Origin of the sequence: Prevotella veroralis (assembly GCF_018127765.1) — a bacterium.
In the GTDB taxonomy this organism is placed as follows: Bacteria; Bacteroidota; Bacteroidia; order Bacteroidales; family Bacteroidaceae; genus Prevotella; species Prevotella veroralis.
This window is the reverse complement of record NZ_CP072330.1, coordinates 332,815-348,072: the sequence shown is the minus strand read 5'-3', so window position 1 is coordinate 348,072 and position 15,258 is coordinate 332,815. Positions and strand designations below refer to the sequence as shown.

6 protein-coding genes are annotated in these 15,258 nt (G+C 43.7%); 3 read left to right on the top strand and 3 right to left on the bottom strand.

From position 1 onward, the window contains the following. Complete coding sequence (gene recA, locus J5A55_RS01410; protein WP_004382353.1) at positions 1 to 1,020, top strand: recombinase RecA; 1,020 nt, start codon at positions 1 to 3, stop codon at positions 1,018 to 1,020. Positions 1,021 to 1,095: 75 nt separating this feature from the next. Here recA and J5A55_RS01405 read toward each other — a convergent pair whose 3' ends face one another. Both J5A55_RS01405 and J5A55_RS01400 read right to left on the bottom strand, forming a co-directional pair. Further along, complete coding sequence (locus tag J5A55_RS01405; RefSeq protein WP_004382352.1) at positions 1,096 to 1,851, bottom strand: copper homeostasis protein CutC; 756 nt, start codon at positions 1,849 to 1,851, stop codon at positions 1,096 to 1,098. Between the two features lie 129 nt (positions 1,852 to 1,980). Then, complete coding sequence (locus J5A55_RS01400; protein WP_004382351.1) at positions 1,981 to 4,578, bottom strand: transglutaminase-like domain-containing protein; 2,598 nt, start codon at positions 4,576 to 4,578, stop codon at positions 1,981 to 1,983. 855 nt (positions 4,579 to 5,433) lie between these two features. Between J5A55_RS01400 and ruvA the strand changes: the two genes are divergently transcribed. After that, positions 5,434 to 6,051 (top strand): Holliday junction branch migration protein RuvA, encoded by a 618-nt coding sequence (gene ruvA / locus J5A55_RS01395; protein ID WP_004382349.1) that lies wholly within the window; start codon positions 5,434 to 5,436, stop codon positions 6,049 to 6,051. A gap of 153 nt (positions 6,052 to 6,204) precedes the next feature. Next, on the top strand, positions 6,205 to 13,761 hold the full coding sequence (gene sov, locus J5A55_RS01390) for a T9SS outer membrane translocon Sov/SprA (protein ID WP_039850917.1): 7,557 nt from the start codon (positions 6,205 to 6,207) through the stop codon (positions 13,759 to 13,761). Between the two features lie 183 nt (positions 13,762 to 13,944). On the opposite strand, the gene J5A55_RS01385 is transcribed toward sov, so the two are convergent. Continuing rightward, entirely contained in the window at positions 13,945 to 14,832 is an 888-nt protein-coding gene (locus tag J5A55_RS01385) for a hypothetical protein (RefSeq protein WP_234396052.1), read from the bottom strand. Between the last annotated feature and the right edge of the window lie 426 nt (positions 14,833 to 15,258).

Here is a 15,258-nt window from a genome sequence, read left to right as displayed (position 1 = left end):
ATGGCAAAAGAAGATACAGCATTAGCTGCTGAGGGAAAACTAAAGGCATTGCAAGCCGCAATGTCCAAGATAGAGAAAGACTTTGGTAAAGGTTCTATCATGCGAATGGGTGATGAACAGATAGAGAATGTTGATGTTATACCAACAGGGAGTGTGACTCTTGATACAGCATTGGGCGTTGGTGGCTATCCTCGTGGGCGTATTATCGAGATTTACGGACCAGAGTCTTCTGGTAAAACAACGCTTGCTATCCATGCAATAGCCGAAGCACAGAAGCAAGGGGGCATAGCTGCTTTCATTGATGCAGAGCACGCTTTCGATCGTTTCTATGCTGAGAAGCTCGGTGTGGATGTAGATAATCTTTGGATATCACAGCCTGATAATGGTGAACAAGCATTAGAGATTGCAGACCAGTTGATACGTTCTTCTGCAATTGATATCCTCGTTGTCGACTCTGTTGCAGCCCTTACTCCAAAGAAAGAGATCGAAGGAGATATGGGCGACTCGGCTGTTGGTTTGCAAGCACGATTGATGAGTCAGGCATTGCGTAAGCTCACTTCTACTATCTCAAAGACCAACACCTGCTGTATATTCATCAATCAGTTGCGTGAGAAGATAGGTGTGATGTTTGGTAACCCAGAGACCACTACGGGTGGTAACGCATTGAAGTTCTATAGTTCCGTGCGCCTTGATATCCGCCGTGTTACTAGTATCAAGAATGGTGATCAGGTGATTGGTAACCAGGTTCGTGTTAAGATTGTTAAGAATAAGGTGGCTCCTCCTTTCCGTAAGGCAGAGTTTGAAATCACCTTTGGTGAGGGTATTTCAAAGATTGGTGAGATAGTTGACTTGGGCGTTCAATACAATATTATTCAAAAGAGTGGTAGCTGGTTTAGTTATAACGGAACCAAACTTGCACAAGGACGTGACGCCACTAAGACGATGTTGAAGGATAATCCTGAGCTTGCAGAAGAGATCGAAGGACTAATAAAGCAGGCTATTGTTGACCAGGCACAATAATCTTCTACATATATAAAAGAGGCTTAATCCCGTTTGGATTAAGCCTCTTTTTTGTTTTAGAAGTATCTTCTTTACTTACTTTCTTAGTAAACTTTCAATCGTATTTCGTACCCTCCTTTCGGTTGTCTGCATGATGATGTTCTCATCAACTCCTTTGCTTCCCATATAGATGGAAGGGTTGGAATAAAGCATATTGCTGCGTTTCTCCTCACGAGCAGAGAAGTGAAAGGCACGTACCTGTGTCTCTTCTTGAATCTTAAAGATATTCTTTTCCGTTACTCCACATCCTGCCATGATAATGATTCTATCCTTTGCAAGTGTATTCAAACGTCTTAGTAAAGGAATACCTAACTCTGCTGTGGGCTGTTGACCAGACGTGAGAATACGATGAAAGCCCATTGTGATAATCTCTTCTAAGGCTTTCTCGGGATCTCGAGAACAATCGAAAGCACGATGAAAGGTGACATTCATTCCTTTAGCATGCTCCATCAATAATTGGTTGGCATGCTTATCAATATCGCCATTAGCCGTCAGACAACCAAAGACAACGCCATCCACACCGAGTTGTCTACACAAGTCTATATCCAATGCCATGCGTTCCAACTCTGCTTCGGAGTATAGGAAGTCGCCTCCGCGATTGCGAATTATCACGTGCAAGCGTGTTTCTTTCAATACATCTCGCGCCATCTTTATCTCCCCATAAGAAGGAGTTGTGCCGCCTTCGGGTATTCCCATGCAGAGTTCCACACGATTGGCACCACCTCGTTGAGCCTCTATACAACTCTCAACACTATTGGCGCAGACTTCAAATTCATAGTTTTCTTTCATCATATTATAGAGGAGTTAAGGGAGTTAAAGGAGTGAAAGGGAGTTAAGACAAATGTTCCGTCAATTGGAGTTATTGGACTTTTACATCTCAATACTTACATTCTTCTATCGTCTAACGCCCTTTCCTCAATTCTAAAGTTTACTACTTACCTTCACAATCTGGTCTCCCAACCCGATGGTGTAACCCTGTGATAGGAATACAACTCGGTTGAAGGTATCAGCGATGATGAATACTGGTAGCTGACTCGTATTGTGTAGTTTCATCTCTTTGGCAATCTCCTTGAGAATCTCCCCACTCTTATCTATACCGTAGATCACCTTCTCTGGCAGTTGACCAAACTCACTCTTCTGTGCATCGAACTTCTCTTTCGCTTTCTCACTTGTGAAGAGCAATACCATTGGACGCCCCCATTTATCCAGCTTCTCCTTTACTTTTGCGATGTCATGGAGGGCATGGTTCGTTGGTTCTTGCCCTACACCGAGTATGCCGAGGACGTAATAACCGCGTCCCGTCTGGCTTAGTAAGGACACGTTATGTCCCTCCTTCTCAAAGAGATCTTCGCTATTAAAGCTGCCAATCACCTTTACGCCCTCCGTTTCCTGACGCATGATGAGGTTGATTCGAGTTGTTGTTCCTGGCTTGATAGTGAAGAATAGGTTATGAGCCATCACACTTCCGTCTGCCATGCGTTGCCCTGTAACGAGCAAGTAAGTGCCCTCGTCCAGTATTGCTCCATCCTTGAACGCATTTGCCCAAGTTGCTCCATAGGTTGAACCATCGGCTGACTCATCGAAATTCATCAGTAAGGTCTGCCCGTTCACAATCTTACTAATAGTGAAGTGAGTATAATATTTCGGGTCATCCAAGAACTCTGTTGGCTTATAGTCAAGCACCAACTTCCCCGTCTTAGCTACTTGTTGTTGCGTTGTTTCAAAGTCAACATCAACCCACTGACCATCTTTCTTGTATTGAACCTTCCCTGTTACGCCATCTTGCTGAGCTTCGATACCAAGACTCCGAGCCACATCCACAAAGAAAATATTCCTACTTCTCTCATCTGCCACACGACTTTCCCACGTACTGATAGGCGTTTGTGGGATTCTCATAGCGTGCTTATCAGGATTCAATTTGATGTTCGTTCTCACCCAATTTACCAATAGTGCAGGATTCTCTTTAAACTTCTTAGCATCGTTACTGAACGCTTTTTCAAAGAAAACCTTAAATGGTTTGAGGATCATCTCACTCTCTACACGAGGGCATAACTCGTCACTCTTTGCTGCCATCTGGTCTTCCAATATTTCCATTGGCATATCTCGAAGATCCTTATAACTAAGTGATTCCAACAGATTAATAGCCCGTTTCTCATCTGCCGAGTGCTTCTCAATAAATTCTTTGATGGTTCTCCAGTTCCCACGTGACCTTATTATATAAGGTATAGCGGCCTTAATCGGGTAATCTTTCAAGCTCTCCTCTGATGGGAATGTCGCTATGTAAGCATTGCGTTTAGCATCTTCTTCCGCCAACCTACGCTCGTTCTCCTTGCGTTGTGCGTCTGTTACAGGAGGCAGAATAGCCTTCTCTACAGGTGGGATAATATCCATATCCTGCTCTTTCCCCGCCTTTTTATCATCGTAAGAGAGTCTTATAACAACCTTCTTGTCCTTTCCAAACGATACTTTAGCATATCCGTAGTGTCCGTTCTTAGATGCCCATACAAGCATATCACCCCTTCCTGCAGATAGAAACGTTTGTCCTTTCTTATCGGTGTATTTGGTAACTGCGGTGTAATATTCGGCATAGTTGTATATTTTAAAGTCCACTTTCGCATCCTGTACGGGCTTTCCTTTAGTATCAAGAACGCTGAAATCAATCCTACCAGTGCTCCCGTAATTATCAATCAGATTGATTTCTGTGAAGTTATTTGTGCGTAGCATAACCTCTTCCGGACCTTCGTAATCGCCAAAGGCACGTGTGTGCATGAGCATGGCACGCGATGCTGGTGCATTAAACCATGCCAGATTCAATACAGGTTCAGGCTCACAAGCCCCCAAGAAGTACCACTTCCCGTCTGCCCAAGCCTCTACCCACGCATGGTTATCATCGGTATGCGCCCATCGAGGAGTATATACTTGGCGAGCAGGAATACCAATGGCTCTCAAGGCACTTACCGTGTAAGTGCTCTCTTCTCCACATCGTCCTCGTCCTGTCCGCATTGATTGCAGCGGTGAAGAAGTGCGTGCGTCCGAAGGCTCATAAGTAACATGTTCATGGCACCAGTGGTTCACTTCCAATATTGCCTGTTGCATAGATAGCCCTTTAACACGCCCCTTCAGTTCTTGAAAGAATATAGTACGAGAGCTGTCAAGAGGCTCATTGTTCACACGCATCGGTAGAACGAAATGCCTAAAGAGAAGCTCTGGCACCTTCTTTCCCCATGCCATCTCTTTCCTCGTTTCGAGGGCAGTTCGCACATTACGTAAGTGATATGCTGTGGTGTAATCAGTCGCATCTGCAATCGGCATATAGGCATAAAGAAAGCGCAAGGCTTCCTCTTCCTCCATGGTTGGCGATAGACCTTTTGTATCATAGAACTTCGATCCGATCAACTTCAATTTAGCGTCGAATGCATTGTTCACCTTCTGTCTGAATGCTGCGTCGGAGATAAAGTGTTGTGCATTGGCAGTTATGCCAATGAGCATTAGACACAGGCTTAGTAGGATTCTCTTCATAGATTTACTTTTTAGTTAATAAGCTACAGGTAAATTACAGCTAACGTTCTTTTCACTTGCAATATTCGTAAAAAAAAACAATATATGCAAGTCTTCTCGCATAAAAAATACGAATTCCTGCAAGGATGGTGAGTGTTGGGGCTTTAGTAAGAAACGAATTTTAAAAAGCCCCACCCAGCCCCTCTGGGGGAGAAGATGTAGCCTAATGGGATGTTAATTAGGGATTTATAGGCGGACAGACGAGGGCGTCTGTCCCTACTGGTATGCGTCTCTTTTGATGGAGGTAAGTTGTGGGCTGAAACAAAGGGGGCGTTTCCTTGCTATGAAGAAGGCGTCTTCTTGCATCAAGGAAAGCCTCTCTTTGTTTCCAGTCACAATCTACCTCGTGTCTAAGCAATACCACAAAGTAGGGACAGACGCCCTCGTCTGTCCGCTTGTAAATCTCTAAATAACATCCTATTAGACAACATCCCCTCCTTTAGAGGGGCTTGGGGAGGCTTTTATTTGCTGTGATTTGGCGGACAGACGAGGGCGTCTGTCCCTACTTTGTGGCACTATATCCAACCGATCCAACAACTCTTTTACCTCTTTACTCATTTACTTTTTACCTCTTCCAATTCTTGCTAACCCGTCAACTTGTTAACTCGTCAACTTGTACCAATCCTGATTTTGAAATAAAGAGAACGTTTCCTAACTATCACCCGTTAGCAGCTCCTCCTCTTAGGAGAGGCTGGATGAGGCTCAGAACATTGCAATAATTGTAGTCAAATGTAACAATAAACAAAGGAGGAATGCGTTAGTAAGAACGTATATACAGAATTTCCATGCCCGAAAAAGGCATATTTATTTTAGATTATGATTGAATATATCAAAGGCGAACTGGCAGAGTTAACACCTGCCATGGCTGTCGTTGAGGCACATGGTGTGGGTTACGCACTGAATATTTCGTTGAATACTTATAGTGCAATACAGGGTAAAACAGCTGTAAAACTATATGTTCATGAGGCTATTATGACTGGTGGACGCGATGACAACTACACGCTATACGGCTTTGCAAACAAGCAGGAGCGAGCCCTTTACAGATTGTTGATCACGGTCTCTGGAGTAGGTGCGAACACTGCTAGAATGATTCTTTCTTCATTGACACCAGCCGAACTTTGCAACGTAATTGCCAATGGGGACGAGAAGATGTTGAAGACAGTTAAGGGTATTGGTCTTCGAACAGCTCAACGCATTATAGTCGATCTCAAGGATAAGATTATGCAAAGTGGTATTGCTGACGAGTTGCATGTTAGCAACACTCCTGGTACACCTGCTGTTGATGCAGGGATTAAGGATGAGGCCGTTAGCGCACTCACTATGCTTGGCTTCTCACCAGCTCCTTCTGCAAAGGTTGTCGTGAGTATCCTTACCGAACAACCTGACCTTCCTGTGGAACAGGTGGTTAAGTTGGCGTTGAAGATGATTAAATAAAAAGCCTCACCCCTCTCCGAACCAACGGTCACTGACCAACGGGAAGTAATGGAGAGGGGCGTAATTACCGCTTACAAACACCTTCCATCATACATAGTAGCCTACACGTTTCTCCGTAAAAGGGCTTAGGGAGGCTTTCAATCACTCGTCTTCTTGAAAAGAAAACATTACATATTCCTCATTATTATCATGCTTCTTGGTAGTGTCACACTACTAAGCTGGGGACGTATGGCTCTATCTTTTGCACCGATAAAGAGTCTCTTCTCTGTAACACAAAACGATACGATCAAGAAGAAGAAACCGATTGAGGTGGAGATAGATGAGGAAAAGATCCCTGACTCTCTATTGCATCCAAGGTGGAAAGTGCAGCGCACTTCTCCTATTACTTATGATGATCTAAGGGAGAACTCTACCGATCTCATCCGCCCCGAGAACATGCGACAAACGGTGGAATATAACGACTCGCTTGATCGGTATATCATAGGTAACAAGATTGGTGATACATACGTGATGGCACCAATAATGATGACACCTGAAGAGTATCGGAAGTGGACAGAGAAACGCAGCTTCACGGATTACTATCGCTCAAAGAACCAAGAGATACTACGCGAAAAGGGCAAGGAGAAGTTCGACTTCACCGATATGCACTTCTCGTTAGGACCGGCAGAGAAGATCTTTGGACCAGGTGGTGTACGTATTAAAACACAAGGAACTGCGGAGCTGAAGTTCGGTGCGACGCTCAAAAGCATTGATAACCCGTCATTGCCAATACGCAATCGTAAGACCACAGCGATGAACTTTGACGAGAAAATTAACGTCAATGTCAATGGTAAAGTGGGCGATAAAGTGAACATGAACCTCAATTACAACACTGATGCGACATTTGACTTTGACACGCAGAACTTCAAGTTGAAGTATGAAGGAAAGGAGGATGAGATCATCAAACTGGTTGAGGGTGGTAACGTAACATTCCCTTCTAACAACTCTCTTGTGCAAGGAGCTTCGGCCTTATTCGGCATTCGCACCGACATGCAATTCGGTAAATTGAAGTTACAAACGGTGTTATCTCAAAAGAAGAGTTCGAATAAGAGCGTTAGTTCTAGGGGTGGAAAGCAGTTGACACCATTTGAGATTGATGCCGCAGAATACGAAGAGAACCGTCACTTCTTCTTATCTCAATACTTCCGAGATCACTATGATGACGCAATGAAATCATTGCCTAATCTGAAGACAGGTATCACTATCAACCGTGTTGAAGTGTGGGTAACAAACAAGAGCGGAACGACAAGTAACACTCGTAATATCGTTGCTCTCACCGATTTAGGAGAGAATGAACGAGTGAGCCGAACGGATCTTTGGGGTACAGGAATTGGTCAAGTACCAACGAACAACGCAAACACTGAATACAACACTATCGCTCAAGGCTACCCTGCCGCACGCAATATTGATCAAGTAACAGGCATCTTGGATGGTGCAGGACTTGTGGGTGGTAATGATTACGAGAAGATTGCTAATGCCCGACTACTCAATAGTTCGGAGTACACAGTGAACCCTGCTTTGGGTTACATATCACTTCGCAGTGGTCTACAAACCGACCAAGTGCTTGCCGTTGCATACGAATATACATTCGGCGGAGTGACCTATCAAGTGGGAGAATTTGCCAGTGACCGCACCGATATCAATGAGGCCCTATTCGTAAAGTCGCTGAAGAACACCAATAACAGCCCTAGTCAAGGTAACTGGGGATTGATGATGAAGAATGTTTATTACCTGTCAACTAACATTGAGAAGGATAAGTTCCGCCTTGATGTTAAATATCAAAGTGATACGACAGGTGTGTACCTTTCTTATATACCCGAGCCGCAAGTTAAGAGCCTACCCATCATCAAGTTGCTTGGTGCCGACCGATTAGATAACAATAACAACCCGCATCCGAATGGCTATTTCGATTATGTAGAAGGATACACAATAAGCAATGGGCGCGTCTTTTTCCCACTAGCGGAACCATTCGGCGCAGGGCTTCGTAAGAAACTTATTGATAAAGGTGTTACGGCTGCAGTAGCCGATAAGTACACCTTCTCGGAACTATATAATTCGACAAAGACAACCGCTAAGCAGATTGCAGAGAAAGATAAATTCATGCTCGTGGGACAATATCGTGGTACGGCAGCAAACGTTATTTCGCTTGGTGCCTACAATGTTCCGCAAGGTTCTGTGGTGGTTACTGCTGGTGGAGTAACGCTTAATGAAGGTTCTGATTACAGCGTTGATTACAGTGCGGGAGAAGTAACAATCCTCAACCAGAGTATTATTGATGCAGGAACTGCCGTCAATGTCTCCCTCGAAAGTCAAAGTGCTTACCAACAGGAGCGCAAGACTATGATAGGAGTAAACTGGGAGTATGACTTCTCAAAGGACTTTCAAATAGGTGGAACATTCATGCACTTATCCGAACAACCACTCACCACAAAGGTGAATATGGGCTCGGAACCGCTCAACAACACCATTTGGGGACTTAATCTAAACTGGAAGAAAGAGAGCCAGTGGTTGACCAACATGCTCAATAAGATACCTTTCTTGCATGTCACTCAACCATCATATATCACCTTCTCTGCCGAGTTCGCACAGTTGTTGGCAGGGCAGAGTAAGGGTACACAAGACCATGCGTCTTACCTTGATGACTTTGAAGGTACGAAGAATGCAATCGATGTTAGCCAACCTACATCATGGGTTATTTCAAGCGTACCATCCGACTTCTCCGAGTCAACGGATAAGACTACTCTAAGGAGTGGATACAACAGAAGTCTCTTAGCTTGGTACAATATTGACCCGCTCTTCACACGTCGTAGTAGTTCACTAACGCCTGGTCACATCAAAAGCGACCTCGAACAATTATCGAATCACTACGTTCGTGAGATTCCAATTACCGAAGTCTTCCCTAACAGAGATCGTAACTATAGCGGTTCCATCTCAACCTTGCAAATACTGAATCTGGCTTTCTATCCAGCAGAACGAGGTCCTTATAACTTCAATCCTAATATTGACATTAATGGTCACCTCACCAACCCTAACAGAACATGGGGCGGTATGATGCGTAAGTTGGACACGAACGACTTCCAGACAGCCAACATCGAGTATGTGGAGTTTTGGATGCTTGATCCGTTCATCTATACCAATCGACAAGCTAATGCCAACCAGTATGGTGGCGACTTCTATATCGATCTCGGCGAGGTGTCTGAAGATATATTGAAGGATGGAAAGAAGTTCTATGAGAGTGGTATGCCAGTAGACGGTAGCAACTCATGGACAACTACTCAGTGGGGACGAATCCCTACACAATCTACCATCACGTATGCTTTTGCGACATCAGCAGGTAGTCGTGCCAAGCAAGATGTGGGTTACAATGGCTTAACGGATGAAGAAGAAAGACAGTTTGCTGCCTATCAGAACTTCCTTACTGCAGCCCGTGCCAACACCAATCAGGCTGTCTTCGACTCGATATGGGCTGACCCTGCCAATGATGACTACCACTATTTCCGTGGTTCGGATTGGGATCGTAAACGTGCATCGATACTTGAACGCTATAAAAGAATCAACAATCCGCAAGGTAACTCACCAGACAATGAGAACAATAACGAGCGTTATGACACGTCTTACAAGACCACTCCTGATGTAGAGGATATCAATCAAGACTATACACTGAACGAATACGAGAAGTATTACCAATACCATGTTAGCATTCGACCACAGGATCTCAATGTCGGACAAAACTTCATTGTGGATAAGCGAGTGGCATCAGCATCCTTGCGAAAAGGTGGTTCGGAGCCTGTCACATGGTATCTTTTCCGCATTCCACTAGAAGAGTTTCAGAAACGAGTGGGCGGTATCAACGACTTTACAAGTATCCGCTTCATGCGCATGTTCCTCACGGGTTTCAGCAAACCAATCGTTCTCCGCTTTGCCACTTTCGACCTTGTCAGTGGCAAATGGCGTCAGTATCAGCAGAACTTAACCAGTGGTGTGCCCAATACGGGTACGATGAATGTGAGTACGGTGAGCCTTGAAGAAAATGGAGATAAGACTCCCGTCAACTATGTCTTACCGCCTGGTATCATTCGAGGACAGGATCCGAGTCAGCCTCAACTAGTAGAGGAAAACGAGCAAGCACTATCTTTGGTCGTTAATAATCTAAGCTCGGGTGAATCGAAAGCTGTGTATAAGAACACAACACTTGACCTGCGCCAATACAAGCGTCTACAGATGTTTGTACACGCAAATGCCTTCGAACAGAACACAACCAACCTCGGGGATGATCAGTTGGCAGTGTTCATTCGATTGGGATCAGACTATAAGAACAATTATTACGAATATGAAATTCCATTGAAGCTAACCGCTCCAAAAAGCAATTACGACATGTATCTCCCACAGGATCAACGGCAGGTTTGGCCTATAGAGAACATGTTGGATATTCCTTTGCACCTACTCACTTCTGTCAAGAAGCAGCGTAACAAGGCACGTGGAGCTGGTGGAGCTAGTTTCAACCGCGTCTTCTCTGTCTATGACACAGACCACCCTGCCAACAAAGTAAGTATCATGGGTAACCCAACACTGGGTGAGGTTAAGACTATGATTATCGGTGTGCGCAACCTTTCCAGCAGCCAGAAGAGTGGTGAAGTGTGGGTCAATGAGTTGCGTCTAAAGGAGTTTAACAACGAAGGCGGATGGGCTGCAAGAGGGCAGTTGAACGTCCAGTTGTCCGATTTCGGTAGTGTTGATATCAATGCAAGTCATAGTACTGATGGCTTTGGAGGCTTAGAACAGGGTGTAAATGAACGGCAACAAGAAACAAAGACAGACGTGTCTGTCACTACGAGTCTGGAACTAGGTAAACTGTTCCCAGACAAGGCGAAGGTGTCTGCACCATTATATTATAGTATCACAAAGAGCGAAAGTAGACCTAAATATAACCCACTCGACACCGATATGGAACTGGGGGATGCACTCGAAGGAGCTAGTAACAAGCAGGAGAAAGACTCGATTAAGTCGATTGCAATTACCAAACGATTGACAACGAACTTATCGCTATCGAATGTGCGTGTTGACATACAGACAAAGAATCATCCTATGCCATACGACCCCGCAAACTTCTCTTTCTCGTATAGCCATTCACACTCTCATACCTCGGGCGAAACGACTGTCTATGAGAATGAAGACAACTGGCGTGGGGCATTAAACTATAACTGGACACCAGTTTACAGACCTTGGGAGCCATTCAAACGACTAATCAAGAGCCGTTCAAAATGGTTTGATATCCTACGTCGTTTTGGCTTGAATTGGTTACCACAGAACCTTACCTTCAATACAGAGATGGTTCGCAACTATTACGAACTACAAGAGCGTGACATGGAGTCAATAGGTCATGACCGGCTCCCACTGACGTTTAATGAGCAGTTCCTATGGAACAGAGACTTTGCGTTGAGATGGGACTTAACGCGCAACCTACACATGAACTTCCAAAGTGCAACACATGCAGAAATAGAAGAGCCATACACTCCTATCAATAAAGACCTCTATCCGGATCGTTATCAAGCATGGAAGGATTCGGTGTGGACAAGCATTAAGCATTTTGGTACTCCACTTGATTACCAACAAAACTTCTCGCTCTCTTATCAGTTACCTCTTAACCTTTTACCTATCTTCGATTGGGTGAATACGGATGCAAACTATAATGCAACTTACACATGGGTAAGGGGTGCTAACCTTGATAATGGTACTTCGCTCGGTCACACAATCACGAGTAACAGGACCTTAAACATTAATGGGTCTTTCAACATGGAACGCCTTTACAACCATGTTCCCTTCCTAAAGAAAACGAATGAGCGGTTCAATCGGACACAACCGAGGAAGCCCTCTCGTCCGACAATGACAGCCGAACAGAAGAAGAAGGCGAAGGAGCAGAAAGCGAAAGAGAAAGACGACGAAAAGAAGAAAGCACTGCCTAAGAACAAGAAGAGTTTTGAGCAGGAAATAACCCTCAAAGCCGATACCTCTATCGTTGTATCGCATGGTAAGAATACGAAACGATTGATCTTCTCGGCTAAAGATGAGCATGGAAAAGCCTTAAAGATGAAGTGGAAGAAGGTGGGAGATAACCAAGTAAAAATCTTCAATCGGACCGATTCTGCTATACGAGCAAAGCTCACTATCACACCAAAAGAGCCACTCGATAACAAGAAATGGTATAAGACTGCACAATGTGTTGCACGTGCTTTAATGATGGTACGTAACGTCGGAATATCGTATCGCAATCAGTATTCTATGACCTTACCAGGCTTCATGCCAACCATTGGAGATGCCTTTGGACAACGTCGTGGTACCGGTGCATTGACTCCTGGGTTGGACTTTGCTTTTGGTCTCATTGACGATGATTACATTGGTAAAGCACGTGACAATAACTGGTTACTCATCAATGATAGTGTTGCCACACCAGCGATAACGAACCAGGTTGAAGACGTACAATTACGTGCCACACTGGAGCCTTTCAGAGACTTCAGAATCGATCTCACGGCTAGTAGAATGATAACCACTTCAAGGAGTATTCAGTACATGTATGCTGGCGTTCCAACCACTCAAACAGGTTCATTCACCATGACTACGCTCTCTCTGGGCACTGCTTTTGAGAGCATGGGAAACGCTAACAATGGTTATCACAGTGCCACTTTCGACCGCTTTGTCAATTCACTCAACAGCTATCGTAATCGTGTGGAAGCACAATACAATGGGGCTACTTATCCAGCATCAATGGGTGGAGGGCACTTCAGTCCAACGGTCGGAGCGGTCAATAAATACAGTGCAGATGTGATGATCCCTGCCTTCCTCAATGCCTACACAAGTATGGGGGGCAATGGATTAAAGCTATTCCCTACCCTACGAAGTCTGCTCCCGAACTGGAGTATTAGGTACAGTGGACTGTCGAGATTACCACTCTTCCAAGATCTATTCAAGAGTGTGAACATCAATCACGCATATAGAAGTATCTTCGCAATCGGCTCTTATCAGAGTTACAGCACATGGCAGGAATACATGAATGGATTAGGTTTCATCACCGATGCAACCACTGGGAACCCTATCCCAAGTTCGATGTATAACATCTCACAAGTTAGTATCAACGAGGCATTCTCGCCTTTACTGGGTGTGGATGTGACGCTTCAGAACAATCTAACTGCACGCATGGAATATCGTCAAACACGTGTGTTAGCACTCTCAATGACGAGTATTCAGCTCAATGAGGCTACATCGAAAGATTGGGTAATTGGTATTGGCTATCGCATTAACGACTTCAATCTCTTTGGCAATGGAACACATCGTGTGGCAAAGAAGAAGAAGAAATCGACCGCAAACACGCAACAAAACGATAATAATTCATCGAACAGGAACAACGGATTTAACCAAGATCTTAACCTCAGATTAGATATGAGCTATCGTCGTCAAGCCTCACTTACACGTGACATCGCATCGCTCACCTCTACTGCTTCCAGTGGTAATACGGCCTTTAAATTCTCCTTCCTTGGTGATTACACACTAAGTCGCTTTGTCACAGCCAGCGTCTATTACGATATGCAAATAAACTCTCCTCTGCTGTCATCTGGTAGTTATCCGACCACAACTCACGACTTTGGAGTTAGTTTAAGACTAAGTTTAACGAGGTAGAAAGAGGTTTACAACATCTCTCCAAGGCTTCTGTAATACTTCTCCAAAGCACTTGTAATGGTTCTCCAAAGCACTTGTAATAATCCTGTAAATTATCAGTTGCACTTTAAAATGGCTTTAACAGATACGAAAAAGTCCGAATCCTTGCACAGGATTCGGACTTTTCTTTATAATTGGAATCTGTTAACGATCTGTATGAACAGGTTGAAATTCCATTGCAAGAGTAACTTCTTCACGACCTTTAGATTGGCTATCTACCATGATCAACTGCCCATTATCAAACTTGAGAGCAGCTTGATCATCTACAGAGATCTGATCCTCATTTTCTGAAAAGCCTATGATCAACTCGTTAGCGTTAATCCATTTCCAGTAATTCATTAGGTCTTCACGACTGTCTGTAGTGGTTACATAATATGAACCTGCATGCGTAAACGTAACCGTTCTCAATAGCCTTAAGCCATCAATATCCTCCATCTTGTCTTGAGAAAGCTTTAACTTGTCCTTATACTCAGGTGTGTTTATTGCTGATTTAAATCCATCGTAAAGCTCATTGGCAGAGGTAGATGAAGCATTATAGACCTTCTTTCCATCATACTTCACAACGATATAACACTTAGAGAACACCCATGTACGACACAACTCATCGTTGACCTTAGTAGAAGGTAATGTTCCAGACTTCTGGGCAGAGAGCTTGAGAGACTTCCCTTTATTGGTCAACAGCAATTCGTATGAGTTATTATTAGCTGTGATAGTCAGCTCGCCAACAGTATTCAATACATATCGATTACCTTTCTTCTCATAACTTCCAGAGACGATAACATCATCATTATCTTGCGAAGAAGATCCAGTAACACTACCATCATGCACGATAAAGTAGCGTCCATCTTCAGTTAGTTCAAGACTCTTCCAAGTAGATCCCTGCGTTGTAATCTTGTATCTTGCAGCATCAGACAAATACTTCGGTCGTTCTATCTTACCCTTTCCTCCATTATCATCAGAACTACTGCATGCCGTGAAACTCAACGTCATCAACGCTAATAAACTCACTACTAAAAACTTTGAATGTCTCATTTCTTTTGTATTTAAAATTATTTATTCCCTAACAAACTCACCCTTTCAAATCCCATAATTGCCAGCTTTCCTGTACCAATATAACCATTCAAAAGACAATTATAACCATTTAAAAGACAATTATATATTAATAGCAACAAAAGTAAATATACTTTTTTCAATTTACCCCTCATTACTTGTTAAAAATTACTAAGTCCCTTCCTTCCAACCTCACAACCATCCTTTCCCACGTTCATTATGCTACTTAAACATTCTCAAAAGAGATATTCCATCTCCCAAAACCTAACGCTCATCCCTCACTATATAAAAGAGTCAGACCGAGTCCTTTTCAATTTCCTGTCACTCCTGTCATCAAAATAGCACTTATAAAGCATTAATAACTAACACTTTACACGAAGTGTTAAAAGTGACAGCAACTAATTTCAA

Coding starts and splice junctions, on each gene's coding strand:
- J5A55_RS01400 (WP_004382351.1), bottom strand. CDS start 4,578: ATGAAGAGAATCCTACTAAGCCTGTGTCTAATGCTCATTGGCATAACT.
- J5A55_RS01405 (WP_004382352.1), bottom strand. CDS start 1,851: ATGATGAAAGAAAACTATGAATTTGAAGTCTGCGCCAATAGTGTTGAG.
- ruvA (WP_004382349.1), top strand. CDS start 5,434: ATGATTGAATATATCAAAGGCGAACTGGCAGAGTTAACACCTGCCATG.
- recA (WP_004382353.1), top strand. CDS start 1: ATGGCAAAAGAAGATACAGCATTAGCTGCTGAGGGAAAACTAAAGGCA.
- J5A55_RS01385 (WP_234396052.1), bottom strand. CDS start 14,832: ATGAGACATTCAAAGTTTTTAGTAGTGAGTTTATTAGCGTTGATGACG.